Source organism: Kineosporia corallincola (assembly GCF_018499875.1).
GTDB lineage: Bacteria > Actinomycetota > Actinomycetes > Actinomycetales > Kineosporiaceae > Kineosporia > Kineosporia corallincola.
The window spans coordinates 18,078-44,598 of the sequence record NZ_JAHBAY010000012.1; the positions used below are offsets into that span (position 1 = coordinate 18,078).

22 protein-coding genes are annotated in these 26,521 nt (G+C 73.0%); 12 read left to right on the forward strand and 10 right to left on the reverse strand.

Annotated elements, in window-relative coordinates; translation table 11 throughout:
* Positions 1 to 4: 4 nt before the first annotated feature.
* On the forward strand, positions 5 to 2,116 hold the full coding sequence (locus tag KIH74_RS25545) for a HelD family protein (protein WP_308113999.1): 2,112 nt from the start codon (positions 5 to 7) through the stop codon (positions 2,114 to 2,116).
* Positions 2,113 to 2,901 carry a GNAT family N-acetyltransferase gene (locus KIH74_RS25550; protein ID WP_214158799.1) on the forward strand — a complete coding sequence of 263 codons (789 nt, stop codon included), beginning with the start codon at positions 2,113 to 2,115 and terminating at the stop codon, positions 2,899 to 2,901. Before KIH74_RS25545 ends, KIH74_RS25550 begins: the two co-directional genes overlap by 4 nt.
* Here KIH74_RS25550 and KIH74_RS25555 read toward each other — a convergent pair.
* Positions 2,876 to 3,607 (reverse strand): TetR/AcrR family transcriptional regulator, encoded by a 732-nt coding sequence (locus KIH74_RS25555; RefSeq protein WP_214158800.1) that lies wholly within the window; start codon positions 3,605 to 3,607, stop codon positions 2,876 to 2,878. The two genes, KIH74_RS25550 and KIH74_RS25555, sit on opposite strands and share 26 nt — an antisense overlap.
* A gap of 110 nt (positions 3,608 to 3,717) precedes the next feature.
* On the opposite strand from KIH74_RS25555, the gene KIH74_RS25560 reads away from it, so the two are divergent.
* The gene (locus KIH74_RS25560; protein WP_214158802.1) at positions 3,718 to 5,145 is read left to right on the forward strand and encodes an MFS transporter; all 1,428 of its coding nucleotides are present in this window, start codon (positions 3,718 to 3,720) and stop codon (positions 5,143 to 5,145) included.
* Positions 5,146 to 5,211: 66 nt separating this feature from the next.
* On the opposite strand, the gene KIH74_RS25565 is transcribed toward KIH74_RS25560, so the two are convergent.
* Positions 5,212 to 5,799: a RipA family octameric membrane protein gene (locus KIH74_RS25565; protein WP_214158803.1), complete on the reverse strand. Its 588-nt coding sequence runs from the start codon at positions 5,797 to 5,799 to the stop codon at positions 5,212 to 5,214.
* Positions 5,800 to 5,991: 192 nt separating this feature from the next.
* On the opposite strand from KIH74_RS25565, the gene ggt reads away from it, so the two are divergent.
* On the forward strand, positions 5,992 to 7,884 hold the full coding sequence (gene ggt, locus KIH74_RS25570) for a gamma-glutamyltransferase (RefSeq protein ID WP_214158805.1): 1,893 nt from the start codon (positions 5,992 to 5,994) through the stop codon (positions 7,882 to 7,884).
* A 14-nt stretch (positions 7,885 to 7,898) separates the two neighbouring features.
* Here the strand turns inward: ggt and KIH74_RS25575 are convergent, their stop codons facing one another.
* On the reverse strand, positions 7,899 to 8,222 hold the full coding sequence (locus KIH74_RS25575; protein ID WP_214158807.1) for an ArsR/SmtB family transcription factor: 324 nt from the start codon (positions 8,220 to 8,222) through the stop codon (positions 7,899 to 7,901).
* A gap of 101 nt (positions 8,223 to 8,323) precedes the next feature.
* Between KIH74_RS25575 and KIH74_RS25580 the strand changes: the two genes are divergently transcribed.
* The 3 genes from KIH74_RS25580 to KIH74_RS25590 all read left to right on the forward strand — a co-directional run bounded on the left by KIH74_RS25580 (position 8,324) and on the right by KIH74_RS25590 (position 12,448).
* Positions 8,324 to 9,601 (forward strand): MFS transporter, encoded by a 1,278-nt coding sequence (locus KIH74_RS25580; RefSeq protein WP_214158808.1) that lies wholly within the window; start codon positions 8,324 to 8,326, stop codon positions 9,599 to 9,601.
* 28 nt (positions 9,602 to 9,629) lie between these two features.
* On the forward strand, positions 9,630 to 11,708 hold the full coding sequence (locus tag KIH74_RS25585; RefSeq protein ID WP_246573105.1) for a CoA-binding protein: 2,079 nt from the start codon (positions 9,630 to 9,632) through the stop codon (positions 11,706 to 11,708).
* A 128-nt stretch (positions 11,709 to 11,836) separates the two neighbouring features.
* Positions 11,837 to 12,448, forward strand: a complete 612-nt coding sequence (locus KIH74_RS25590) for a TetR/AcrR family transcriptional regulator (protein ID WP_214158811.1) — start codon at positions 11,837 to 11,839, stop codon at positions 12,446 to 12,448.
* Positions 12,449 to 12,521: 73 nt separating this feature from the next.
* On the opposite strand, the gene KIH74_RS25595 is transcribed toward KIH74_RS25590, so the two are convergent.
* Positions 12,522 to 14,030 (reverse strand): MFS transporter, encoded by a 1,509-nt coding sequence (locus tag KIH74_RS25595; RefSeq protein WP_214158812.1) that lies wholly within the window; start codon positions 14,028 to 14,030, stop codon positions 12,522 to 12,524.
* Positions 14,031 to 14,386: 356 nt separating this feature from the next.
* On the opposite strand from KIH74_RS25595, the gene KIH74_RS25600 reads away from it, so the two are divergent.
* The 4 genes from KIH74_RS25600 (at position 14,387) to KIH74_RS25615 (ending at position 20,193) form a co-directional block, all read left to right on the forward strand.
* On the forward strand, positions 14,387 to 16,906 hold the full coding sequence (locus tag KIH74_RS25600) for a Tex family protein (RefSeq protein ID WP_308114000.1): 2,520 nt from the start codon (positions 14,387 to 14,389) through the stop codon (positions 16,904 to 16,906).
* A 311-nt stretch (positions 16,907 to 17,217) separates the two neighbouring features.
* Positions 17,218 to 18,039 carry an inositol monophosphatase family protein gene (locus tag KIH74_RS25605; RefSeq protein ID WP_214158813.1) on the forward strand — a complete coding sequence of 274 codons (822 nt, stop codon included), beginning with the start codon at positions 17,218 to 17,220 and terminating at the stop codon, positions 18,037 to 18,039.
* 10 nt (positions 18,040 to 18,049) lie between these two features.
* Positions 18,050 to 19,414: a MurL-like N-terminal domain-containing gene (locus KIH74_RS25610; RefSeq protein WP_214158814.1), complete on the forward strand. Its 1,365-nt coding sequence runs from the start codon at positions 18,050 to 18,052 to the stop codon at positions 19,412 to 19,414.
* 11 nt (positions 19,415 to 19,425) lie between these two features.
* Positions 19,426 to 20,193: a 3-keto-5-aminohexanoate cleavage protein gene (locus KIH74_RS25615; RefSeq protein ID WP_214158815.1), complete on the forward strand. Its 768-nt coding sequence runs from the start codon at positions 19,426 to 19,428 to the stop codon at positions 20,191 to 20,193.
* An 85-nt stretch (positions 20,194 to 20,278) separates the two neighbouring features.
* On the opposite strand, the gene KIH74_RS25620 is transcribed toward KIH74_RS25615, so the two are convergent.
* From KIH74_RS25620 to KIH74_RS25630, 3 genes are all read right to left on the reverse strand, one after another.
* Positions 20,279 to 21,271 (reverse strand): pectinesterase family protein, encoded by a 993-nt coding sequence (locus tag KIH74_RS25620; RefSeq protein WP_214158817.1) that lies wholly within the window; start codon positions 21,269 to 21,271, stop codon positions 20,279 to 20,281.
* 109 nt (positions 21,272 to 21,380) lie between these two features.
* Positions 21,381 to 22,214, reverse strand: coding sequence for an O-methyltransferase (locus tag KIH74_RS25625; protein ID WP_214158818.1), 834 nt, complete (start codon positions 22,212 to 22,214; stop codon positions 21,381 to 21,383).
* Between the two features lie 35 nt (positions 22,215 to 22,249).
* Entirely contained in the window at positions 22,250 to 22,654 is a 405-nt protein-coding gene (locus KIH74_RS25630) for a RidA family protein (protein WP_214158819.1), read from the reverse strand.
* Positions 22,655 to 22,733: 79 nt separating this feature from the next.
* On the opposite strand from KIH74_RS25630, the gene KIH74_RS25635 reads away from it, so the two are divergent.
* On the forward strand, positions 22,734 to 23,735 hold the full coding sequence (locus KIH74_RS25635; protein WP_214158820.1) for a LuxR C-terminal-related transcriptional regulator: 1,002 nt from the start codon (positions 22,734 to 22,736) through the stop codon (positions 23,733 to 23,735).
* On the opposite strand, the gene KIH74_RS25640 is transcribed toward KIH74_RS25635, so the two are convergent.
* The 3 genes from KIH74_RS25640 to KIH74_RS25650 are packed head-to-tail and all read right to left on the reverse strand — an operon-like array spanning position 23,722 to position 26,497.
* Entirely contained in the window at positions 23,722 to 24,486 is a 765-nt protein-coding gene (locus tag KIH74_RS25640; protein ID WP_214158821.1) for a thioesterase II family protein, read from the reverse strand. The two genes, KIH74_RS25635 and KIH74_RS25640, sit on opposite strands and share 14 nt — an antisense overlap.
* The gene (locus KIH74_RS25645; RefSeq protein WP_214158823.1) at positions 24,483 to 25,457 is read right to left on the reverse strand and encodes a 3-oxoacyl-ACP synthase III family protein; all 975 of its coding nucleotides are present in this window, start codon (positions 25,455 to 25,457) and stop codon (positions 24,483 to 24,485) included. The genes KIH74_RS25640 and KIH74_RS25645 overlap by 4 nt, the downstream gene beginning before the upstream one ends.
* Entirely contained in the window at positions 25,454 to 26,497 is a 1,044-nt protein-coding gene (locus KIH74_RS25650; protein ID WP_214158824.1) for a MupA/Atu3671 family FMN-dependent luciferase-like monooxygenase, read from the reverse strand. The genes KIH74_RS25645 and KIH74_RS25650 overlap by 4 nt, the downstream gene beginning before the upstream one ends.
* Positions 26,498 to 26,521 lie beyond the last annotated feature (24 nt).

Sequence of the window (26,521 nt, forward strand, 5' to 3'; positions counted from 1 at the left end):
CCTCGTGTCTGCCTCCGTTGATGACGTCCTGGGCTCGGAACAAGAATATCTCGCGCGGGCCCGCACCGACCTGGAAGCGATGCGCCAGCAGGTGCTTTCGCTGGAGGTGCAGGGTGGTGACGAGGTCTCGGCGGAGTACCTGAGCGCGGCGCTCTGGCACCGCGCGCAGGCCCTGATCGACGACCCGGGCACCACGCTGTTCTTCGGGCGCACCGACCACGACAACGGCAACCGCTGGTACATCGGGCGGCGCCACGTGGCCGACGCGAAGGGCGACCCGGTGGTGATCGACTGGCGCGCCGAGGTGTCCAAGGCGTTCTACCAGGCCAGTCGCAACGACCGGATGGGTGTGCTGAAGCGGCGCCGGTTCGGCATCGAGCGCGGCGAGATCACCGCCTACGAGGACGAGCAGCTCACCGACCCGGCCCCGGCCGGCGACGCGAAGAGCCAGATCCTGGCGCACGAGATCGAGCGGCCGCGCGCCGGGCCGATGCGCGACATCGTCGCCACCATCCAGCCCGAGCAGGACGTCATCGTCCGCGCCGACGTGGACACCTCGGTGTGTATCCAGGGGGCGCCCGGCACCGGGAAGACGGCCGTCGGACTGCACCGCGCGGCCTGGCTGCTGTATGCGTTCCGCGAGCGCCTGGCCCGCACCGGGGTGCTGGTGGTCGGGCCGAACGAGTCGTTCCTGGAGCACGTCAACGCGGTGCTGCCGAGCCTGGGCGAGGCGCAGGTGCGGCACGCCACGGTCGAGCAGCTGGTGATCACCTCGCCCGGCGGAGCCGAGACCCTGCTCACCGTGCGGGGTTCCGACACCCCGGCGGTGACCGGGCTGAAGGGCGACGCCCGGATGGCCGAGGTGCTGCGCCGGGCGGTCTGGTCGTCGGTGACCACGCCCACCGAGCCGATGATGCTGCCGCGCGGGTCGCGGCGCTGGCGGGTTCCGGCCTACCAGCTGGCCGGGATCGTCGACGAGCTGCGCAACCGGGGCGTGCGGTACGCGGCGGCGAAGGACATGCTGCCGCAACGGATCGCGCACGCCGTGCTGGTGCTGATGGAGGAGGCCGGGGACTCCCCCGACGACCGGGTGCAGGACGCGGTGGCCCGCAGCCGTGAGGTGAAGCGGTACGCCGACGCGGTGTGGCCGGCGGTGGACCCGAAAAAGCTTCTGCACAAGCTGCTCTCCGACCCGGAGGTGCTGGCCCGGCACGCCGGCGGGATCCTGGACGCCGACGAGCAGAAGATGCTGCTGTGGGAGAAGCCGCCGCGCACGGCCGGTTCCGCGCGATGGAGCCCGGCCGACGCGGTGCTGCTGGACGAGCTGACCGACCTGACCCGGCGCCCGGCCAGCATGGGCCACGTGGTGCTGGACGAGGCACAGGACCTGTCGCCGATGCAGCTGCGGGCGGTGGGGCGGCGGTGCACGGCCGGTTCGATGACGGTGCTGGGCGACATCGCGCAGGGCACCACGCCGTGGGCCACCCCGTCGTGGGAGGTGACGCTGGAGCACCTGGGGCACAGCGGCGCCGTGATCGACGAGCTGGACCGCGGTTTCCGCGTGCCCGACGCCGTGATCCGTTACGCGGCACGGCTTCTGCCGTCGATCGCGCCGGGCCTGAACGCGCCGACGTCGGTGCGTGACTCGCCGGGCAGCCTGCGCCTGGTGACCAGCGCGAGCGCCGAGGACCGCTGGGCCGACGTGGAGTCCGCGGTGCGGCGCGACCTGGCCGAGCTCGGCTCGATCGGCCTGATCGTGCCGGACTCGCTGGTGCCGGAGGCGGCCCGGCGGCTGCGTGAGGCGGGCATCGAGCACGCGGTGCTCGGGCAGCACGGCGCCGAGCTCGACTCCGCCGCGACCGAGAACGCGACCGAGAACGCGACAACGGTGGACGACGAGACCCCCGACCCGCTCAGCCTGCGCGTCAGTGTCGTCCCCGCGACCACGGCCAAGGGCCTGGAGTACGACTGGGTGATCGTGCTGGAGCCCACCACCATCGCGGCCGAGGAACCGGACGAGCGCACCGGCCTGCGCCGGCTCTACGTGGTGCTGACCCGTGCCGTCACCGGCCTGACCGTGGTGCACCACGAACCGCTGCCCGCGGTGCTGGCGTGATCTCGCTGGCGGCAGAGGGTTTCGGCCGGGCGATGGTTGAGCTGTGCCGTCACGCGCCGGGCGGTCAGGTGCACCGGTTCGGCCACGCGACGCTCGTGACCACCGGCGCTCCCACCGCCTCGCTGAACTACGTGATGGCACTGGGACCGGCGCCGCGCACCGCCGACGTGGCCCGGGCGGCCGCCGTGCTGGAGGCGTCGCAGCTGCCCTGGGGGCTGGAGTTCCGCACCGATCCGGGCCCGGAGATCATGGCCCTGGCAGCGGATTTCGGGATCACCGAGCTCAGCCGGCCGGGCTTCATGACAGCACCGGCGCAACGTCTGGAGCTGCGGGACGAGGCACCGGCGACCGGGCCGGGCTCACCGGGCCTGCCGGGCCTGCGGATCGAGGCGGCCGGGCCGGACCGGTACGAGGAGTACACCGACGTCCTCACCCGTGGTTTCGAGGCCCCGGCGGGAACTTTCGGGACGGCGATGGGTGGAACGGTGCTGGCCCTGCCCGGCCTGACCGGTTACCTGGCCCTGGACGAGGGCCGGGCCGTGGGCACCGGGCTGGGCCTGACCTCGCCCGACGGCGTCCTCAGTGTGTTCAACGTCGCCGTGGTGCCCGCGGCGCGCGGTCGCGGGATCGGGCGGGCGCTGACGCAGGCCGCCCTGCGCGACGGTCTGCGGCGGGGTGCGCGGGTGGTCGGGTTGCAGGGCAGCGAGATGGGGCGACCGCTCTACGAGTCGCTCGGCCTGCGCGAGACCGAGCGCTGGTTCACCCTGGGCCGGCCGGGCCGCTAGACGTTTCCGCCCGCCCCCCGGGCAGTTTCGCCTGGAGGTCGTGGATTCCCTCGATCAGGATCGCCAGGCCGGTGTTCTGGTAGCGCCGGTTCTTCGACTTGGCCACCAGCGACGGCGCGCAGTGGATGATGCTCGGGTAGCGATCGGGCTCCAGGGCCTCCAGCTCGATGCGCCGGACCCGGATGCTGCGCGCCGCCTCTTCGGGTGAGTGCCGCGGCGACCGCTTGCCCGGCTCCTGTGTCACGAGCATCACCAGGGTGTGCAGCGCGTACACGCCGATGTCGCTCATCTGCTCGTCGCTGAACCCGCCCTCGCGCAGGGCGGCGAAGACCAGCTCGGCCAGGTCGAGACCGGCCCGGCAGACCAGGAACCGCTGGTGCACCAGGTCGGCGACCTCCGGGTGCCGGCCCAGGCCGTCGAGTATGGCCTCGAAGCAGGCCCGGATGCGGCTGTGCCACGGCGGTGGTTCGCCGGCCGGCCAGACCGGGATTTCGATGCCGGCGAGCACCTGCTCGACCATGCCGTCGAGCAGGGCGTCCTTGTCCTTGAAGTGCCAGTAGAGGGCCATCGGGGTAACGCCGTGATCGGCGGCCAGGCGCCGGACGGTGACGGCGTCGAGCCCTTCGGCGCCGGCCAGCGCGAGCGCGGAGGTGACGATCGCCTCGCGGCTCAGCCGTTCCCTGGTCGCACTCCTCCTGGCCGCCACACCGCGACTTTACCCCGTACAGGCACGGGCTTGCCAGACACTTCCTATACGCGGTACATGTATGCCGTACATGTACGACGTACATGAATCCCGAGGAAGGTTCGATCGCCATGAGGCGCAATCCCTGGTCGACGCTGGCCGTGCTGGCCCTGGCCCAGTTCATGGTCGTGCTCGACGTCACGATCGTGAACGTGGCGCTGCCCGACCTCCAGAACGATCTCGGCTTCAGCGCCGACGACCTGCAATGGGTCGTCAGCGCGTACACGCTGGTGTTCGGCGGGTTCCTGCTGCTCGGCGGCCGGGCCGCCGACCTGCTCGGGCGGCGGCGGCTGTTCCTGGCCGGCCTGACCGTGTTCGGGCTGGCCTCGCTGGCCGGGGGCCTGGCCGACAGCCAGGGTCTGCTGATCGCGTTCCGCGCGGTGCAGGGTCTGGGCGGCGCGATGATGTCGCCGGCCGCGCTGTCCATCCTCACCGTCACCTTCGCCCCCGGGCGTGAGCGCAACATCGCCCTCGGCATCTGGGGCGGGCTGGCCGGTCTGGGCGGCACGCTGGGCGTGGTCGCCGGCGGCTTCCTGGTGGACGGCGCCAGCTGGCGCTGGGTGTTCTTCGTCAACGTGCCGGTGGCCGTCGCCCTGCTCGCCGTCACCCCGCTGTTCGTCGGTGAGAGCCGCGCCGGGAGCACGGACGGACCGCGCACGTTCGACGCCCTCGGCGCCCTGCTGGCGACCACCGGCGTCCTCGCCCTGATCTACGGCGTGATCCGCGCCGAACCGCTGGGCTGGAGCGACCCGGAGGTGATCGGCTCGCTGGTGGCCGCGGTCGTGCTGCTCGCCGGGTTCGTCGCCGCCGAGGCCCGTTCGGCCGCTCCCCTGGTGCCGCTGCGGATGTTCCGTTCCCGCTCGCTGAGCGTCTCGACCGTGCAGCTGGGCCTGAACGGCGCCGCGTTCCTGTCGATGTTCTTCCTGGCCGCGATCTTCCTCCAGCAGGTGCGCGGCGAGTCGGCCGTCGCCACCGGCGTGCAGTTCCTGCCGATGGGCCTGGCCGCCATCCTCGGGGCCGCGTCGGCGTCGAGCCTGGTCACCCGGATCGGCACCCGGCCGGTGCACCTGATCGGCTCGGTGCTCGGGGTGGCCGGCCTGCTGCTGCTCACCACCGCCGGGGCCACCGGCGGCTACGCCACCGAGTTGCTGCCCGGCTTCGCGCTGTTCGGCTTCGGCATCATGTGGGTCGGTGTGCCGGGCCAGATCTCGGCGGTGTCGGAGGTGTCGCACGACGACGCCGGTGCCGCGTCCGGGCTGGTGTCGGCGGGTTATCAGGTGGGCGGTGTGCTGGGCCTGGCGGTGGTGAACACGCTGTCGACGTCGCTGGCCAACAGCCGTCTGGCCGAGGGGGCGAGCGTGCAGGCCGCCCTGGTCGACGCGTTCCACCGGGGCATGCTGGTGGCGGCCGGGTTCGCGGTGGTCAACGCCGGGCTGGCGTTCGCGGCCCGGCAGCGGGTGCCCGACGCGCAGGAGCTCACCGAGGCCGTCCCGGTCTGAGCCTCCCTCCCGATCATGGACGACGAGGAGCCCGGCCAGGGCCCTCGTCGTCCATGATTCCTGCCCCTACACGAACAGGAGACCCACGAAACCGGCCGTGTACGCGAGCGCGAACACCCAGGGCACCCACTGCTCGACGTGGCTGAGCGGCCAGTAACGCGCGGGATCGGTGCCGCCCCCGAGCGCGGCCCACTCGGCGCGCCAGTAGGGCGAGGCGGGAAGCCGTTCCTCCAGGGCGCCGATCACCGCGAACTTGGCCGAGTTCAGCTGCCGGTACGAGCGCAGCAGCCAGAACCAGGCCAGGCACTGCCCGAGCAGGATCAGCCAGGGCGCGATCAGCAGCGGCCGGGCGGTGTCCACGGAATGCTCGGCGAACAGCGCGATTCCGGCGGCCACGGTGGTGTTCACCGACAGGAAGAAGGCGTTGGCCTGGCCGCGGCGCTCGGAGACCCGGTCCGCCATCTCGGCGTAGAGCTTGTACTGCTCCAGCAGCACCGCGGTGTCGGTGTCCCCCGGCCCGGGCGGGTTTCCGGCCGTCGGCGCGTCGTTCCAGAGCGTCGCCCGGATCCCGTCGAGCGACGGGGACGGCGCGGTGCGGAAGAAGCGGTCGGCGAATCTGGACGCCGCCGAGGGGGCGGCCTGGTCTTCCGTCATGGCGCCATCCTGCCGGAGCGGCGACCGGTCCGGCCGGGCCCTTTGCCCGGCGATGCGCGGACTTGTCCACGGGCCCGGCCCACCGGCTCCGATCCCCGGCTACGATGCGTGGATTCTGTGTCATCGTTCCGTGTCCGTTTCCCGGGACGTGAGCTCCGCAGCCTGACGCTCGGCCTGATGCGAGGAGAACCGATGACCCGCCCGTCCTTTTCCGTCAGCAGAACCGGCAGCAGAACAGGCAGGGGCCGTGGCCTCCGGGTCGCGCCGACCGTGATCGGGGTGCTCGCGGTGTGCGCGTCGCTCACCGCCGGGGCGATCGGCACACCGGCGCCCACGCCCACTCCCTCGCCCTCCGGCACCCCCGCACCCACCCCGAAGAAGGCCGAGGCGATCGGCTACGGCGGCGCGGTGAGCAGTGTCGACGCCGACGCCACCGCGATCGGGCTGGACGTGCTGCGCCGGGGCGGCAACGCGGCCGACGCCGCGGTGGCCACGGCGGCGGCGCTGGGGGTCACCGAGCCGTACTCGACGGGCATCGGGGGTGGCGGTTTCCTCGTCTACTACGACGCGAAGAAGAAGCGGGTCAGCACCGTCGACGGCCGGGAGACCGCGCCGAAGGCGTTCACGCCCACCACTTTCCAGAACGCCGACGGCACCGCGCTGGACTTCGCCACGGTGGTCAGCTCCGGGCTGTCGGTCGGGGTGCCGGGCACGCCCGCGCTCTGGGACCGGGCCGTGCGCCAGTACGGCACCCGCAGCCTGAACCAGCTGCTGGCCCCGGCCCAGCGCCTGGCCGAGCGGGGGTTCGTGGTGGACCAGACGTTCCACGACCAGACCGCGGCCAACGCCACCCGGTTCGCCCGGTTCCCGGCCACCGCCCAGCTGTTCCTGCCCGGCGGGTCCGCCCCCGAGGTCGGCACCGTGTTCACCAACCCCGACCTGGCCCGGTCGTTGGGCATCCTGCGCCGGCAGGGGGTGAAGGCGCTCTACCGCGGTGAACTCGGCCGGGCCGTGGTGAGCACCGCGAACGCCCCGCAGACCACCGACGGTTCCGCGGTGTACGCCGGCCTGATCACCCGCAAGGACCTGCGGGCGTACCGGGCGCTCACGAAGAAGCCGGTCGTCAGCACGTACGAAGACCTCACGGTGTACGGCATGCCCACGCCGTCGTCCGGCGGCATCGCGGTGGCCGAGACCCTGAACCTGCTCGAGGAGTACCCCGGCGGCGATCTCGGCGGGCTGTCCGAGGTGCCGTACCTGCACCGGTTCGCCGAGGCGAGCGCCACCGCGTTCGCCGACCGCAACCGCTGGGTCGGTGACGTGAAGGGCGTCCCGGTGCGCGAGCTGGTGTCGCAGGACTTCGCCGCGGAGCGGGCCTGCCAGCTGTTCGACCCGGAGAAGGCCGCGGCCCGGCCGATCCCGTTCGGCATCCCGGACGGCTCGTACGGCACCGACCACTGCGTGGCACCGGCCACCGCCCAGCCGGCCGCGCGGGACGACCACGGCACCAGCCACGTCACGGTCGCCGACCGCTGGGGCAACGTGGCGTCGTACACGCTGACCATCGAGCAGACCGGCGGCTCGGGCATCACCGTGCCCGGTTACGGCTTCCTGCTGAACAACGAGCTGACGGACTTCAACTTCGTCCCGCTCACCGCCGGCGTGCCCGACCCGAACCTGCCGGGCCCGGGCAAGCGGCCGCGCTCGTCGATGTCGCCGACCATCTTCACCCAGAACGGAAAACCGCTGCTGGCCGTCGGCTCTCCGGGCGGCGCCACGATCATCACCACCACGTTGCAGGTGGCGCTGGGCCGGCTGGACCGGGGTCTGTCACTGGTCGACGCGATCGCGGCCCCGCGCATCTCCTCCCGCAACGGCGCCACGAGCGACGCCGAGCCGGCCGTCACCACCACCGCGCTGGGCTCGGGACTGACCGCCCTGGGCCATCAGCTGAAGGAGACCGCGGAGATCGGCGCCGCCACCGCCGTCGAGTTCCGGCCCGGCGGGAAGCTGGTGGCCGCGGCCGAGCCCACCCGCCGCGGCGGCGGGTCGGCGGCCGTGGTCGACGAGGTGGTGAAACCCTAGGCGGGGCAGGAGCTTCAGGCCGGGACCGGCACCCCGGCCAGCACCGCGGTCAGCAGGCCGGGCCAGCGGGCGTCCAGGTCGTCGCGGCGCAGCGACAGCTGGCGCTCGCGGCCGACCTGCACCGACCGGGTGACGCCCGCCTCCCGCAGCACCTTGAGGTGGTGCGACCGGGTGGACTTCGGCATGTCCGGGCCCACCGACGCGCACACCAGCGGGGTCTGGCCCTCGCGCCAGAGGGCGAGCCGGCCGACGATCTCCAGCCGCGCCGGGTCGCTCAGGGCGAACAGCACGGCCGGAAGGGCGAGCTCCGCGACGTCGGGATGCTCGTAAGCACTCATGCAACCAAGACTAATCCACCCGGCCCGTTAGTTCGACTTTTCTAGAACTTGGACCTACGCTGCAACGGTTCAAGTTTAGTCGAACTGTCATGGAGGACCGGATGGTCACGCAGTCACGGCGGGCGGCAGGCTTCTGGCTCGCCGCCCTGACGGCGGTGGTGTTCCTGGCGGCGTCCAGCGCGCCGTCGCCGCTGTACGTCGTCTACCAGCAGGAGTGGCACTTCGGCCCGGCCGTGCTCACGGTGGTGTTCGCGACCTACGCGGCGGTGCTTCTGCTGACCCTGCTGGTGGTGGGCGGCCTGTCCGACTTCGTCGGGCGGCGCCCGGTGATCCTGGCCGCCATCGCGCTGGAGATCGCGTCGCTGGCGGTGTTCCTGGTCGCCGACGACGTGGCCGACCTGATCGTCGGGCGCGGCCTCCAGGGGCTCGCGACCGGGATCGGCCTGGGCGCGCTCGGCGCCGCGATCGGCGACCTGGCCCCACCCGGGCGTCCCACGCTGGCGGCCGGGATCAACGTCGCCTCCCCCACCCTCGGGCTGGCCGCCGGTGCCCTGCTGTCGGGTGTGCTGGTGCAGTTCGCGCCGATGCCGACCACGCTGGTGTTCGACGTCCTCACGCTCCTGCTCGTGGTGCTGCTGATCGCCTGCGCCGTGGTGCTGCCGGCCCGGGACGAGCGGCGCGCGGGCGCCCTGGCCAGTCTGCGGCCCACCGCCTCGGTGCCGCCGGCGGCCCGCCGGGCCTTCCGCAACGCCGTGCCGGTGCTGGTGGCGACCTGGTCGATCGGTGGCCTGGTGCTGTCGCTCGGCGCTTCGCTCGCCGTCGGGGTGTTCGGCGTGGACAACCACGTGATCGGCGGGATCGTGGTGACGGCGATGGCCGGTTCCGGCTCGCTGGCCGCGTTCGCGGTGCGCGGGCGCCCGGCCCGCTCCACCATGCTCGCCTCCTGCCTGGTGCTCGCCACCGGCATGGCCGTGGTGCTGGTGGCGGTCGCGACCACCTCGCTCCCGGTCTTCTTCGCCGGCCTGGTGGTGACCGGGCTGGGGTTCGGCGCCGGGTTCGTCGGCGCGCTCGGGTCGGTGGCCCGGCTGGTGCGCCCGCACGAACGGGCCGAGCTGCTCTCGGCGGTCTACGTGCCCAGCTACCTGGCGTTCGGCGGGGCCGCGGTACTGGCCGGGCTGGCCGTGCCGCACTTCGGGCTGCGGCCCACCACCACCGTGTTCGGGCTGGTGGTGATCGCTCTGGCGCTGGTCGCGGTGGGGGCGGAGCTGGCCGCACGACGTCAGGAGGACCGGGAGAAGGCCCTGACCGGCGCGCTGTTCACAGCCGAAACACCCTTCCCGGCGGCGAAAGCCGGGGAAACCACCCGATCCATGGGCTGAACGGCGAATACTTGCCTGCGTGGTAGCGATGGACGGGGCCCCGCCGCCCGGTGCCGTGCGGGCCGGGCCGGGGCCCGCCGTCGCCGAACCCGATCTGGGCCGGCTGTTCGCACCGCGCTCGGTGGTGGTGGTCGGGGCCACCGACCGGCCCGGCTCGTACGCCGCGCAGACGCTGCTCAACCTGCGGCGGGCCGGTTTCGCCGGGCAGGTCGCCGGGGTGCACCCACGCCTCGGCGAGGTGCTCGGGGTGCCCTGCCGGCCCGACCTGGCCGGGGCGGTGGACGTGCTCGGCGGGCCCGCCGACGCCGTGGTGGTGGCCACCACGGCCGCCACCGTGCCGGACTACCTGGCCGAGGCCGGGCGGCTGGGCTGCGGCGGGGCGGTGGTGTTCGCCGGCGGCTTCGCCGACACCGGTGACGACGCGGCCCAGCGGCGCCTGGTCACCGCGGCCGGGCGGCACCGGCTGCCGGTGCTCGGCCCGAACACCAACGGCCTGGTCAGCGCGCACGGCCGGGCACCGTTGTGGGGAGACCCGGTGGTGCTGCCCGGCGACGACCCCGACCCGGCGGTCGCACTGGTCACCGAGAGCGGCAGCGCCGGGCTGCTCGCCCTGGGCCACCGGCAGGCCCAGGGGCTGCACTCGGTGGTCTCCCTCGGCAACGCCGCCGTCGTCGACGTCCCGGCCGCACTGGCGAATCTGGCCGCCGCACAGCGGGTCCGGGCGGTCGCGCTGTATCTGGAGCGGATCCCCGACGGTGCCCGGCTGGCCTCGGCGCTGGCCCTGTGCGCCCGTGCCGACCTGCGCATCGCCGTGCTGCGCACCGGCCGGCACATCGACACCGGGCGTGGGCGCGTGCTCGACGCGCTGCTGGCCGAGGCCGGGGCGGTGGCCTGCCCGGACGTGCACCGGCTGATCGAGACCGCCCGGGCCCTGGCCGGCGGGCGGCGTACCCGCCGCGGCCCGGTCGTGATCACCTCGACCGCCGGTGACGCCGCGCTGGCCGCCGACCTGGCCGCCGACGCCGGGGTGGAACTGCCCGGGCTGTCGCCGGGCACCCGGGCCGAGCTGGCCTCGCACCTGCCCCGCACCGCCGTGCCCGGCAACCCGCTGAACCACACCACCGGGGTCTGGGCCGACGCCGGGGCGATGGCCCGGATCACCGCGGCCGTCGCCGCCGACCCGGCCGTGGGCAGCGTGCTGTACGTGCAGGACGAGCCGCCCGGCCTGCACCCCGACGACTCGGCCGAGTGGCTGGCCACCCGCGAGGGCGTGCTGCTGGGCGCGGCCCGGGCGGACGCCGGGGTGCTGGTGGTGGCCGGGATGCCCGGGCAGGAACCGGCCGGGGCGGTGTCCGGGCTGCCCGCGGCGCTCGCCGCGGTAGCCGCCCTGCGCGAGGCCGCCCCCGACGCCACCCGGCTGGCCCGGATCGCGGCCGGGGCCCGGCGCCACCACGCCGTCCCCACGCCCTTCCGCCCCGGGCCGCTGGCCGAGCACGACGCGAAGGCGGCCCTCGACGCGGCCGGTATCGGGGTGCTGCGTCACGCCGTGGTGCCGCTGCCGGACGGTGACGCCGACGGCGAGGCCGTCGCGACCGCCGTGGCGCTGGCCGCCGCGCAGATCGGTTTCCCGGTGACGGTGCGGCTGTCCTCGCCCGGTTCCGCCGCGACCCCCGACGCGCCGGGCCCGGCCGGCGGCCTGACCAGCGCCGACCGGGTGGGGCGACGGGTGGGCGAACTGCTCGCCGGGGCGGCCGGGATGGACGACCTGGAGCGCTGCGGGTCGGCGCTGCTGATCGAGGCCCTGGCCCGGCCGGGCGTGGCCCTGACGATGACCGCGCACCGGCAGGGACCGGTGCCGGCGCTCACCGTCGGGCTGGGCGGGGCCTGGGCGCAGGTGCTCACCGGCACCCGCACCGTGCCGCTGCCCGCCCCGCCGGAGCTGGTCACCCGGGCCGCGGCCGCCCTGCCCGGCACCGCCACCGCCGACCTGGAGGCCGCCGGGCGGGCCGGCAGCAGACTCGGGAACCTGCTGCTGGAGGGCGGTTTCACCGAGCTGCGGATGACGGTGAACGGGGGGACGGCGGTGCGGGCCCAGGCCCGGCGCTGAGCGCTGCCGCAGCTGAGCGATGCTGCCGCAGCTGAGCGATGCTGCCGCAGCCGCGCGGTGAGGCAACAGCCGCGCCCGCCCGGGCGCGCTTGCCGTCCCGTCACCGTCCGTTGTGGTTCCATGACGGGATGGGGGCGAGCACGGTGGTTTCTGAGGGTCCCGAGATCAGCACCCGGGAGCGGATCGTCGAGGGCACGGCCGGGCTGCTGGCCCGCCGGGGACTCCAGGCCACCTCACTGGCCGAGATCCTCAGTGCCTCCAGGGCGGCCCGCGGCTCGATGTACCACTCCTTCCCCGAGGGCAAGGAGCAGGTGGTGTCGGAGGCCCTCGGGCTGGCCGGGCGCCGCACCATGGACTGGCTGGACCGCTGGGACGGTGACGGGGCCGGCGTGGTGACCGAGCGGTTTCTGCACGGCTGGCGTCTGCTGCTGTCGCGGTCCGACTGCACCACCGGCTGTGCGGTCGTCGCGGTCACCGTGGCGGCGGACACCAAACGGCTGCTCGACGACGCGGCCGAGGTGTTCCGGTCGTGGCGCTCGCGGCTGTCCCAGCTGCTCGAGCACGGCGGGCTGCCGTCCGACACCGCGGCCGGGTTCGCCACCCTGCTGATCGCCGCCAGCGAGGGTGCCGTGGTGCTATCCCGCGCCGAGCGCACCCTGGAGCCGTTCGAGCTGACCGCCGAGCAGCTGCTCGACCAGGTGCGGACCCTGCTGCGCGAGCTCCCGGACGACGAGGGGTAGCGCGCTCCCGTCGTCCCCGCACAAAACAGACGTGGCCCGGGTTCTCACCCGGGCCCACGTCGTCGAGCAGGTGTCAGCTGGAAAGCCCCGACACCGTGGAGAACTCGCCGGACAGGCCGACGGCGGCCTCCTCGCGCTCCTCCTGGGCGGGCACGGCGTGCGGCTTGACCCGGCCGCCGAGCAGGCCGATCACCGCGACGATCGCGAACGCGGCCGCGCCGAGCGAGAAGATCAGCACGTAGGCGCCCTCGGAGGGCAGGCCGGTGGTGTCGCTGATCATGGCGGTGAGCAGGCTGACCGTGAGCGCGCTGGCCACGGCGCTGCCGACCGACCGCATGATCGAGTTGACGCTGTTGGCCACACCGGTCTCGGCCGGCGGCACGGCCTGCACCAGCAGGGCCGGCAGGGTGGCGAAGCCGAAGGTCACGGCGACCTGGGTGAGGATGCCGAAGACGATCATCTCCCAGGTGCTGTCGTGGAACAGCGCCATCCCGGCGAAGCCGACCACACCGAACACCGCGCCCAGGGTGAGGGCCTTGTGGCCGCCGACCCGGTGCACGAGCTGGCCGATGAACGGGGCGGCGACCACGCCGGCCACACCACCGGGCAGCAGGTAGACGGCGCTGGCGGCGAGCACGTCGGCGGTGAAGCCGTAACCGGTCAGCATGTCGGGCGTCTGGACGAAGTCGGTGATCCCGAGGAACGAGCTGAACATGCCGAAACCGACCAGCAGGCCGGCGCCGTTGGCCAGCATGACGCCGCGGTTGACCAGCAGCTTCGGCGCGGCGAGCGGCTGCTTCATGCGGCCCTCGACGAGGATCCAGACGGCCAGCACCACGACGGCGGCGACGAACAGGCCGATGGTGACCGGCGAGCCCCAGCCCCAGCTCTCGCCCTGCGAGATCGGCAGGAGCAGCAGCACCAGACCGGCGCCGAGGATGCCGCCGCCGAGCCAGTCGACGCTGGTGGCGGAGTGGCCGCCGGGTCGCTTCGGCAGCGTGAAGAAGCTGATCACCAGGGCGATCAGGGTGATGGCGAGGCCGAACCAGAACGGGCGGTGGTAGCTGGCGTCGCCCTGGGTGAGCAGGCCGGTGACCAGCAGGCCGACCACACCGCCGACCCCGAGGGTGGCGCTGACCAGAGCCATCGACTGGGTCAGCTTGTGCGGCGGGACCTCGTCCCGCAGCACGCCCATCGACAGCGGGAACAGGCCGTACGAGGAGCCCTGGAGCACCCGGGCGACGATCAGCAGCGGCAGCGAGCTGGTGAACAGGGCCAGCAGGATGCCGACCGTGACCGTGACGAGGATGCCGAGCATCACCGGGCGGCGGCCGTAGACGTCGCCCATCCGGCCGAGCACCGGTGTGGCCACGGCGGCGGCCAGCAGGTTCGCGGTGAGGACCCAGCCGGTGGTGGTCAGGTCGGCGCCGAGCTGGCCGGCGATCCGGGAGAGCACAGGGACGACGAGGGTCTGGAGCAGCGACAGCGTCATCACCGCGGTGGCCAGTCCGACGATCAGGAGACCGTGGCTCTGCCCGTCTTTCGGGGTGTTCGGGGGGCTCGTCGAGTCGACCGCGACCATGAAGCTTGTACTCCGCCTTCTTTAGACGTGGGCGCGCGCACGTCGGCACTGACGCGTTGCGGGGGTTGGTGGTGGCCGGTGGCCGTCATTCGTTGCGGACGGCAACTAACCAGAGGGTGCAGCGTACGGGCCCCGATCCGTATTCCCCTCCGGATGGCCGCCGAACGGGTGACGCACGCCACCCCCCTCGTCCTCTTGCTGCGGATATGGGGGTGATTCGGTGGTCGCCCGGCGGTGTTCGGCCCGGCCGGGCGCCCGGTTCCGTGATCTCGTGCCGGTCGTGCCCGCAAGCTGTCGGTGGGAACCCCTAGAGTCTGGGTGGTCGTTCAGCAGGCAGCGGGCAAGAGGTGAAGATCGTGACAGTCAGTGTCGAACAGCGGATCGCCGACGAGCTGGGGGTTCAGCTGTGGCAGGTGGTCGCCGCGATCGGCCTGCTCGACGACGGCGCGACCGTGCCGTTCGTCGCCCGGTACCGCAAGGAGATCACCGGCACCCTCGACGACGCACAGCTGCGCACCCTCCAGGAGCGCCTGGTCTACCTGCGGGAGCTGGAGAAACGACGTGAGGCGATCCTCGAGTCGATCGGCTCGCAGGGCAAGCTGACGCCCGAGCTCGAGGCGCAGGTGCGCGAGGCCGATTCCAAGTCCCGCCTCGAAGACATCTACCTCCCCTACAAACCCAAGCGCCGCACCAAGGCCCAGATCGCCCGGGAGGCCGGGCTGGCGCCCCTGGCCGAGGGGCTGCTCGCCGATCCCACCCAGGATCCGCGCGTGGCCGCCGAGTCGTTCGTGGACGGCGAGAAGGGTGTCGCCGACGTCACCGCCGCGCTCGAGGGCGCCCGGTCGATCCTGGTGGAGAAGTTCTCCGAGGACGCCGACCTGATCGGCACCCTGCGCGAGCGCATGTGGAACCGCGGGCAGCTGTCGGCCACCGTGCGCGAGGGCAAGGAGGCCGCGGGCGCCAAGTACTCCGACTACTTCGCCCTCACCGAGCCCTACACCAAGCTGCCCTCGCACCGTGTGCTCGCGATGTTCCGCGGCGAGAAGGAGGAGATCCTCGACCTCGCCTTCGAGCCCGACGACGCGCCGCCGCCGGCCCCGGGCGAGCTGGGGGCCTCGGAGCAGTACATCGCGCACCGGTTCGACGTCAGCAACCAGGGGCGACCGGGCGACCGGTTCCTGGTCGACGCGGTGCGCTGGGCCTGGCGCACCCGGATCTCGGTGCACCTCGGCCTCGACGTGCGCGCCCAGCTGCGCACCGCCGCCGAGGAGGAGGCGATCCGGGTGTTCGCCGCCAACCTGCGCGACCTGCTGCTGGCCGCCCCGGCCGGCAACCGCGCCACGCTGGGTCTCGACCCGGGCATCCGCACCGGCGTCAAGGTCGCCGTGGTCGACGGCACCGGCAAGGTGGTGGCCCACAGCACCGTGTACCCGCACGAGCCGCGGCGGCGCTGGGCCGAGTCGCTCGACGAGCTCGAGAGGCTCTGCCGCGCGCACCACGTCGACCTGATCGCGATCGGCAACGGCACCGCGTCCCGCGAGACCGACAAGCTGGCCGCCGAGCTGATCGCCCGCGCGAAAGACCTCTCGATGACCAAGGTCGTGGTCTCCGAGGCCGGTGCGTCGGTGTACTCGGCCTCCGCCTACGCCTCGGCCGAGCTGCCCGACCTCGACGTCAGCATCCGCGGCGCCGTCTCGATCGCCCGCCGCCTGCAAGACCCGCTGGCCGAGCTGGTGAAGATCGACCCGAAGTCGATCGGCGTCGGTCAGTACCAGCACGACCTGCCCGAGTCGGCCCTGGCCCGATCGCTCGACGGGGTGGTCGAGTTCTGCGTGAACGCGGTCGGCGTCGACGTGAACACCGCCTCCGCCCCGCTGCTGCGCCAGGTGTCCGGCATCGGCGAGACGCTGGCCGCCAACATCGTGTCGCACCGCGACAGGAACGGGCCGTTCCGCAACCGTAAGTCGCTGCGCGACGTGCCGATGCTCGGGCCGAAGGCGTTCGAGCAGTCCGCGGGCTTCCTGCGCATTCAGGGCGGCGACGACCCGCTCGACGCGTCCGGCGTGCACCCGGAGGCCTATCCCCTGGTGCGGCGCATCCTCACCCGGGCCGAGGTTGACCTGCCCAGGCTGATCGGCAACACCGCGCTGATCCGCACGCTGAAGCCGGGCGAGTTCGCCGACGACACGTTCGGTCTGCCCACGGTCGAAGACATCCTGGCCGAGCTGGACAAGCCCGGCCGCGACCCGCGACCGGCGTTCCGGGCCGCGGTCTTCGCCGAGGGCGTCAACACGGTCGCCGACCTGAAGCCGGCCATGGTGCTGGAGGGTGTGGTCACCAACGTGGCCGCGTTCGGGGCGTTCGTCGACGTCGGCGTGCACCAGGACGGGCTGGTGCACGTCAGCGCGATGTCGCACAACTTCGTCAAGGACCCGCGAGAGGTGGTCAAGCCCGGCGACGTGGTCAAGGTGAAGGTCATGGAGGTGGACACCGACCGCAAGCGGATCTCGCTCAGCCTGCGGCTCGACGACGAGATCGGTGCGCCCGCCGGTGGCCAGCGGGGTTCCCGCGGCGGCCCGCGGGGCGGCGGTGACCGCGGTCAGCGGCCCGGTGGTGCCGGCGGCGCCGGCGGTCCGGGTGGGCAGCGCGGTCAGGGCAGCCAGGGTCGTGGTGGCCAGGGCGGTGCCGGGGGCCGGGGCGGTGCCGGGGGCCGGGGCGGTGCCAGTGGCCAGGGTGGCGCCGGTGGCCAGGGTGGCGCCGGTGGCCGTGGCGGTTACGGCGGCCAGGGCAACCGGGGTGGCCAGAGTGGCCGTGGCGGCACGCCCGACACGGCACTCGCCGACGCCCTGCGCCGGGCCGGGCTCCTGAACGACTAGGGCGTGTCGGGGGCCGGGACCTGAACCGGCCTGAACCAGCCGGCACCCGGTTGTGCCGAACCGGACCGGCGGATCCAGGCGGATCCAGGCGGATCCAGGCAGCCAGGATCGTCCGGAGGGGACGTTCACGCGGTCACGGCCGCGGACGTCCCCTTCCGGCACTCTCCCCCGACCACCCCGACCACCCCGACCACCGTCCAGGCGTCCCCTCCGCTCCCCACCCCGGTCACCCTCCGGGCGCCGCTCCCCGTCCGGCCGGGTTCCTGCACGCAGCGCCCTCCGGCCCGGGTCCGTGTGCCAGCATCAGCCGCATGCTGGACGAATCGGGGATCGCCGCGGTGGAGAAGGCCGTTCGCAGGGCGGCGAGCGAGGTGGTGGTGCCGCTGTTCGGGGCGCTGGCCGCCGGGGACATCGAGGAGAAGGCGCCGGGCGACCTGGTAACCGTCGCCGACCGCCGGGCCGAGGAACTGCTCACCCGCGAGCTCACGGCGATCCTGCCCGGCTCGGTGGTGGTGGGCGAGGAGGCGGTGCACGCCGACCCGTCCCTGCTCGGGCTGCTGCGGGGCCCGGACCCGGTGTGGATCGTCGACCCGGTCGACGGCACCGAGGCGTTCGCGGCGGCGTCCCCGCGCTTCTCGATCCTGGTCGCGCTGTCGGTGCGCGGAGAACTGCTGGCGTCGTGGACCCTGGCGCCGCTGCTGGGTTTTCTGGCCACCGCCACGGCGGGCGGCGGCGCCCACGTCGACGGCGAGCCGGTGCGGGTGGCGCCCGGTGTCACCGGACTGCGGCACCTCGACGTCCTGCTCCCCCGGCCCAGCTGGTGGACGCCCACGGAACAGGCCCGGTTCAGTGCCCTGTACGCGACCGGGGTGATGCCGTCGTTCTTCGACTTCTCCGGGCTGACCTACGCCGACCTGGCGGCCGGGCGGCGCACCGCGATGATCATGCCCTGGGACAATCCGTGGGACCACGCCGCCGGGGTGCTGCTGCACACCGAGGCCGGCGGGGTGGTGGTGGGGCTGGACGGGCGCCCGTACGACGTGGCCGGCGGCAACCGGCTGCCCTTCGTCGCCGCTCCCGACCAGGCCACGGCCGACCTGATCACCGCGGCCCTGCGGCTTCCGGGCGAGTAGGGTCGGGCGCATGACCGCACCCGGCCCGACGCTCGAGACCCTGCGCCGCGAGAACCCCACGTTCACCGTGGCCGAACCGCGCACCGCGACCGGGTTCGGGCGGCTGGACCTGCTTTTCCACTTCACGGTGGGGGAACACGTTTTCACGCCCACGGTCTCGCTGCACGGGCTGACCGAGGCCGAGACCGCCCGGGTGCGGCTGCCCCCGGCCCGGGCCCTGCTGCGGGCGATCGCGCTGGTCGAGTCGTTCTCCTACTGGAAGGCGTTCTGCTCCCCCGAGCTGCGCGTTCCGCCGGCTCCCGACGCCGCGGAGATTGCCTGGTGGGAGGCCTTCTGGCCGTCGGCCATGGGAGAGTTCTTCTACCGCAACCAGATCGACTTCACCACACCCGGATTCCTCGACGTCACAGCCGATCAGGCCCCGCCGGCACCGGCGCGGGAGTCCCCGGCGGACGGCCCCGCGCTGGTCATGTTCTCCGGCGGCAAGGACTCCCTGGCCCTGGCCCTCACCACCCGCCGGGTCATGCCGGCCGACTTCTTCGTCTACAACCCCACTCCCGGCCAGCTCGGGCTGACCGCGTCGCTGACGGCCGGTGGCGGCCGGGTGTTCCGGGTGGAGCGCGCCGTGCTGCCGGAACTGCTCGCGCTCAACCAGGCCGGCCATCCCAACGGCCACACGCCCTACTCGGCGCACCTGGCGTTCACCGCGATGCTGGTGGGATTCCTGCGTGGCAGCTCGCTGGTGCTCGCCGGGAACGCCCGCAGCGACGACGAGCCCAACATCAGTGCCTACCTGGGACGCCCGGTGAACCACCAGTGGACGAAGACGTACGAGTTCGAGGCCGCGCTCGGCGACTACCGCGACCGCTGGGCGCCCGGGGCCCCGCGTTACGCCAGCCCGCTGCGCCCGCTCTACGAGCTCCAGGTGATCTCCCTGCTGGTGGACGACGTGGAGGCCTTTCTGCGCACGGCCAGCTGCAACCGCACCCGGGGGCAGGGCTGGTGCCGGGAGTGCGCGAAGTGCGCCTGGGTGTTCCTGGCCACGTCCGTGCTCTTCGGTCACCCGGTGGCGGTGGGCAAGCTGGGCGGTGACCTGTTCGGGAACATCGCGCTGGCAGGACTTTACGAGCGGATGGCCGGCCTGCACGGCACCAAGCCGTTCGAGTGCACCGGCAGCGAGGACGAGGTGCGGGCGGCGCTCCGGGAGGTGCTGGAGCGCGACCCGGCCGCCGGCCCGCCGAAGGCCCTGCTGGTGGCGGCCGAGGACGCCCGGATTAGGCAGGCCCGCCCGCTCGCCGCGGTGCTCGGCGAGTGGGGCGCCGACGACCTGGTGCCCGAGCGGCTGCTCCCACTGGTCCGGGCGGCCCGCAGGTAGACAGCCGGCCGGTGGCGGATACTGGCGGTGTGCTCAAGGTCTGCCTGAACGGTGCCCGCACCCCGGCGGAACATCCCGGTCTGCCGCTGACCCCGGCCCGGCTGGCCGGCTCGGCGCGGGACGCGGTGCGGGCCGGGGCCGACGCGATCCATCTGCATCCGCGAGGGGCGGACGGTTCGGAGTCGCTGCTCGCGGTCGACGTCGCCGGGGCGGTCGCGGCGGTGCGTGCGGCGTGTCCGGGGGTTCCGGTGGGCGTCTCGACCGGTCTGTGGATCACGGCGCGTGACCCGCGGGCTCGGCTCGAACTGGTCGGCGGCTGGGTGGTGCTGCGCGACGCCGAGCGCCCGGACTTCGCCTCGGTGAACCTGTCCGAGCCCGGGACGGCCGAACTGGCCGGGCTGCTGCACGATCTCGGCATCGGGGTGGAGGCGGGGGTGTGGACCGCGCACGACGCGCGGGCCCTGGCCCCGTCGTCCACCCGGCCGGCGTCCATCAGAACTGTTCTGCCGGGCCTGGTCCGGGTGCTGGTGGAGATCATCGGGGTGCCGCCCGAGCAGGCCGTCGCCGAGGCCGACGCGGTGCTGGCCGCGCTCGGTGACCCGGGCGTCCCGGTTCTGCTGCACGGTGAGCGGGAGGCCTGCTGGCCGGTGCTGCGTCATGCCGCGGGGCTCGGCCTGCCCACCCGGATCGGCCTGGAGGACGTGCTGACCGGCCCGGACGGCGAACCGGTCGCCGGCAACGCCGACCTGGTCCGGCACGCCAGGGAGATCATCGGCTAGGCCATCGGTGCGGGGCACCGGCCCGGGCGGCCGGGCCGGTGCCCCGTGGGAACCCGTCAGAACCTGTCAGAACCCATCAGAACCGTCAGCTGCCGGTCGGGTTCCAGCCGTCGCTGCCGGCCAGGTACTTCTTCGGCGTGTAGCTGGCGGCCTGCGACGAGCTCAGCTGCGGGCGGTTGCTGTTGGTGGTGGCACCCGCACCGGTGTTCTTGTACTCCGAGAACCGGGCGTTCTCCCAGGTGTTCCCGGACATGTCGGTCCACGGCTCGGACGTCTTGAGGCCCGCCGACAGCGACGACTCGCGCACCACGACCTGGGCCTTGGCGCCCCACGGGCGGCCCAGCTGCACGGTGTTGTTGGTCTTGCCGGTGATGGTGGACTTGTAGATCAGGAACCCGTACGCGTTGGCCGAGTCGGTCTTGGCCGCGGTGATCGGGCCGCCGGTGCTGCGCTTCTCGTAGATGTTGCAGCCCTCGAAAACGGCTGTGCCGCTGCCGAAGATGAAGTCGACGGTGCCCTGCACGTAGGAGTACCTGAAGTACGACCGGCCGGAGTTGATCAGCAGGGTGTCCTGGTCGCCGAGCAGCCGCACGTGGTCGAACACCGCCCGGTCGGCGCTCACGTTGAGGGCCACGGCCTGGTCGCCGTTGTTGACGCCCTTCTCCGTGTAGTCGTTCGAGAAGGTCAGGTTGTTCGCGGCGAAGTCGGAGCCGTACACGAACACGCTGGCGCTGCCGGCCGTGCCGTAGGTGGCGTTGGCGTGGTTGTTCACGATCACCACGTCCTCGGCCGAGTCGCCGGTGCCGGTCAGCGTGACGTACGGCTTGGTCGCGGGGATCGTGACCACCTCGCGGTAGGTGCCGGGCGCGATCTTGATGGTCACCCGGCTCTTGTTGCCCGAGCCCACGGCGTTGACCGCGGCCTGCACGGTCTTGTAGGTGGCGCTGCCGTCGGCGGCCACGGTGAGCGTGGAGTTCGCGGCGCTCGACGACTGGGTCTGGTTCACCGCGACCACGGCGGTGGCGGCCACGACCAGCCCGGCGGTGAGGGCGATGTTCCGGGTGCGCTTTGCAGGCATGTGAGGGCCTGTCCTCTCGGACGTCAGGGGACGAGTCGGTCACCTGGTAGTCGTCCGGGAGGACAGGCGATAACACAAATCCCGAAACTGCCCGGCGAGGGCGCGGCCGTCAGCCCCGGCGGCGCGCCACCTCCACCTGCTGACGGGCCTGCTGCTGCAACTCCGGCGTGAACCGCACCTCGCCGCCCTTGCCCGCGTACCGTCGTTCCACCTGGCCCGAGGTGCGCCGCAGAATGGTGACGCTGTTCTGCATGAGCTTCTGCGACTCCAGCAGGTTCAGCACCTCCAGCTCGCCGGGGTGCGCCTTGCGCACCTCGTCGATGTAGTGCAGCACCGCCTCACCCTCGGGGTAGGTCATCAGGTAGTGCATGACCACCAGGCCGCCGTCCGGGTTGATCAGGTCCCAGAAGTGGTCGAAGAACCACAGGCACTCCCAGGCGTCGACCCAGGCCAGGTCGATCGGGCCGAAGCCGGCCGGGAGCAGCCCGATCGAGTCGCGCAGGTCGGCGTTCACCACCGCCACCAGGTCGTCGAGCCCGAGCCGGGCCAGCACCTCGGAGGTGCGGGCCGCCGAGGACTCCTCGATCGAGAGGTTGTCGATCGCGACCAGGGACGGCCGGTACGGCTCCAGGTAGGAGGCCGGGGCCAGGAGCGGCGGCCGGTCGAGCAGCCACTCCTCGCCCAGCTCGCCGGACCGGGCCAGGTGGTGGCTGGTCTTCGCGGCGAGGGCGCTCTCCTCGGCGGCGGCCAGACGCCGCTGGTCGGCCAGCGCCCCCGCCAGGAACGGCGTGGTGTAGCCCATCCCGACCTCGAGCACCCGTTCCGGCCGGAGCAGGGCGACCAGGTTGGCCAGGAACGGGCCGACCACCTCGGTGCCCATGCCGGGCACCTCCAGTCCGGCCACCGCCGAGCGGAACTCGGGACCATCAACGACGGACGTCAACGAACCTCCAGGGGCGCTGAAGCGACACGACGGGCTCAGGACGAGCTGACCGCCGCCACGACCTCGATCTCGATCACGGCGCCGTCCTTGAACAGCCGGGACACCTCGACCGTGGTGCTGGTCGGGAGCGGCTCGGTCAGGTACTTGCCGCGGATCCGGGCGTACTCGGCCCGCTGGTTCATGTCGGTGAGGAAGGTGCGGATGTTCACCACGTCGGCGAGCGTGGCCCCGTGCGCCTCGAGCAGCTGCCCCAGGGCGACGAACAGCGCCTCGCTCTGGGCCGCCATGTCACCGGGGAAGGCGGCATTCCCGTCCTCGTCGATCGCCACCTGACCGGAGACGAAAAGCATGGCCCCCGTGCCGAAATCGATGCGGGCGACCTGGGAGTAGGGACCCGCCGGGGCGGGTGCCCCGGCCGGATTGTCGATGGTTACCTTCATGATCCGCACCTCGTCACTTGTGAACCATTGCATGTCGGGCAAACATGGACAATAACGCCAACCGGGTCATACTTGCGCAATGCACGATGATGCCGAGCGGCTCGCGGACCCGGCGCCGTGCGGGGCGGCCGGCTGCCCGAGCCCGGCCGGCCTGTGCGCCGCCGGCCGACAGTACTACCGGCGCCGGGTCGAGACCGGTTCGGCAGGCGGCACGCCGGTCCCGCGCTGTCTCTCCGAACTCGGCCTGCTGGAACCGGATCCGGGCCGGCCCGGGCAGTTCACGCAGGTCACCCCGGTGGTCGCGCTGGACCGGCTGCTGCGGCCGCTCGAGCAGGAGTCCTCGGCCCTGCGCGGCCGGGCGATGGAGGTGCAGGCGGCGTTCGAGACCGTGGAGGAGATCTTCACCGACGCCCGCCGGAGCCGGCTGCCCCACCTCACCGTGCTGCGCGGACGCCGGACGATCGCCGAGACCATCGACGCCGCGGCGGAATCCTGCCAGGAGGAGCTGCTCACCGCGCAGCCCGGGAACAAGCGTCCGCAGGAGATCCTCGACGAGGTCCTCGACCAGAACCTCAGCCTGCTGCGGCGCGGTGTGCGCCAGCGCACGCTCTACCAGCACGCGGTCCGCTCCGACCAGCCGACCTTCCGCTACATCAGCGAGGTGGTGTCGGCCGGCGGCGACGTGCGCACCCTCGACGAGATGTTCGACCGGCTGGTCATCTGCGACCGCTCGGTGGCCTACATCCCCACCGGCCCGGCCTACGCCGAGGAGGCGCTCGAGGTGCGGCACCCGGCGATCGTCCGGTTTCTGGTGAACGTGTTCGAATTCGCCTTCAGCCGCGGCATCCCGGTGACGACGGAGTCACAGCGCCGGCCCTCCAGCGTGGTCAGCGACACCGAGAAGACGATCATGCGCCTGCTCGTGGAGGGGCAGACCGAGATCGCGATCGCCCGCAAGATGAGTATCAGCCGCCGCACGGTGGCCGAGTACGTCAGCCGCATCTCGCAGCGGCTCGGCAGCAACAGCCGCACCCAGCTCGGCTACCTGATGGCGGTCAACGGGCTGATCAAGGACGCCTGACGCCCACCCGCGCGATCTCCTCCGCCAGCGCCGCGGCCACCGCGGCCGCCTGGTCGAACAGGTAGAAGTGGCCGCCCTCCCAGACCCGGGAGCGGGGCGGGGCGGTGCTGTGCGTGTGCCACGGGCGCATCTGGACGGCGGTGGCCGCGGAGTCGCCGCCGGCCCGCCACACCGACAGCGGCACGTCGAGCGCCGGGCCGGGCCGGTACCGGTAGGTGTCGACCAGGGCCAGGTCGTCGCGGAGCACCCGGACCATCCGCTCGCGCAGGCCGGGCACGCTCAGCAGCGGGCCGGGAGTGCCCCCCAACCGGTTCATCAGGTCCACCAGGCGGTGCTCCGGCCACAGGTCGCGCCGCGCCCCGGGGCGCATCCCGGGCGCCGGGCTGGCCGAGACGCCGAGCCAGACCGGGGGTCGGCCGGCCGCGGCCAGGGCACGCACCAGCTCGAACCCGACGAGCGCCCCCATGCTGTGCCCGAAGAGCGCGTACGGCCCGGACGACACCTCCCGCAGGTGCGGCAGCAGCCACCGCACCGCGTCGCCGCACCCGGTGAAGGCCACCTCGTCGTCCGCCGTGATCCGGCCCGGTAGCTCCACCCCGAGCACCCGCCAGTCCTCGGGCAGCAACCGGGCCAGCGGCAGGTAGCTGAGCGCCGAGCCGCCCGCGTGGTGCGCGAAAACCAGGGTCATCGCCGGGTTTCCGGGATCCGGCCGGAGCTCGCGCAGCGGGGACGGCCCGGCGGTGGGACTCACCCGCGAAACCGCCAGGCCGAGACCCCCCAGCTGAAGCCCATCCCGCTGCTGGCCAGCAGCACCAGGTCACCGGGGTTCAGCGCCTTGGCGTCGAGCAGGTCGTTCAGCGCGATCAGGGTGTCGGCCCCGCCCATGTGGCCGTACCGGTGGTAGTTGAGGACCGACCGCTCCCGCGGCAGGCCGAGTGCGTCCAGCAGGCGTTCGTGAATGTTCTTGTCCCCCTGGTTGAACAGGAGGTAGGCGACGTCGTCGAGCGTGGCGCCGACCGCTCGCAGGTTCTTCCCGACCAGCGCCGTCAGGTGCGTGAGGTAGGCCTCGGCCAGGCCCTTGCGCCGTCCCCGGCGCCGCATGAACACCTGGAACTCCTCGTGCTCGCCCTGGTAGTAGTCGGCCCAGGCGGGATCGGTGCTCAGCGCCGAGCTGAGGTACTGGAAACCGCTGCCGCCGCCGACGTCCCCCAGCAGCACCGCCGCCGGGGCGTCACCGAAGTTGAACAGCACCTTCGAGTCCGGGTCGGAGCGGTCGACCAGCCGGCTCAGCCGGTCCCCCACCAGGACCAGCACGAACCGGCTCTCCCCGGAGGCGATCTCGCGGACGCCGAGCCGCAGGGCCAGTGAGGCGGCGTTGCAGAAGTTCGTCACCTCGAAGCAGTGCGCGTCGTGGATGCCGAGCTCCAGGGCCGAGCGGGCCGCCGGGGACCAGAACGGCAGGTCCCACTCCCCCGACCCGGCGTAGATCACCGTGCCGATCTCCGAGGGGCTGACGCCCTGCCGGTCCAGCACCTGACGGGCCGCCCGCACCGCCAGTTCCCAGGCCTGCTCACCGTCGGCCAGCACCGGGAACCGGTCGCAGTGGGTGATCGCGAGCAGGTCGGCGACCGGGACGCCGGACGTCTCGTGCAGCTCGGCCACGGTGACCTCCCCGGCCGGGAACGTCACCGCGAAGTCCACGATCCCGGCCACGGGCGTCACCGGTTCCTCCCGGCGAGGGCGGCCAGCAGGGGCAGCCCCTCCATCACCGTCTTGGGAGCCAGCCCGAAATCGAGCAGGCAGGCGATCTCGTCGACGTCGATCCCGCGGAACCGGTCCACCACCCGCTGGGCCGAGTCCGGGGTGCCGAGCAGGCCGCCGTCGTCGAAGTACCGGTCGAACGAGCGGGCCACGATGAACTCGGTGTCCTCGGGCGAGAGCTCCTGCGGGGCGGTGGTTCTGCCGTTCAGCCCGGCGCCCAGCAGCAGGTGCAGCGATCCGCGCAGGTAGTCGCTCAGCGGCTCGCGCACCGCCTCCCGTGCCTCCCGGCCGTCCTCGTGCAGGTAGGTGTGCACCATCACCACGACGTGACCGGGCCAGCCGTCGGCGTCCGGGCGCTCGCGGACCGCCTGGCGGTACGCGGCGATCTTGACCGCCAGGTCGTCCACCTCCTGCCCGAGCAGGTGGGTGAGCAGCCCGGCACCGAGACGGCCCGCGTTGCGGAAGGTCTCGATCCCCCCGGCACTGGTCACCCAGATCGGCAGCTGCCGCTGCACGGGCGGCGGGAAGATGCCCACCCGGCTGGTCCGGCCGGCGCCGTCGGGCAGGTCGAGCTGTTCTCCACGCCACAGCCGGCGCACCTGCTCGATCTGCTCCAGCATGATCGCGCGGCGGTCCGGGTAGGCCTCGGGCCGGAGCACGAAATCGGTGGCGTGCCAGCCGGAGGCGAACGAGACGCCGACCCGGCCGCCGGACAGGTTGTCGATCACCGACCAGTCCTCGGCCACCCGCAGCGGGTGGTGCAGGGGCGAGACCAGGCTGCCCGCGCGGATCTTCACCCGCTCGGTGATCGCCGCGACCGCGGCCGAGGTGACCGCCGGGTTGGGGTAGAGCCCGCCGAACGGGTGGAAGTGCCGTTCGGGCGTCCAGACGGCCTCGAACCCGTTCCGGTCGGCGAACCGGGCGCCGTCCATCAGCAGGCCGTACCGGTCCTCGGTGACCGCCTGGCTGTCGTTGGCGAAGTAGAAAAGACTGAAGTCCACGCGTCCCCTCCGGGATGGGTCGGG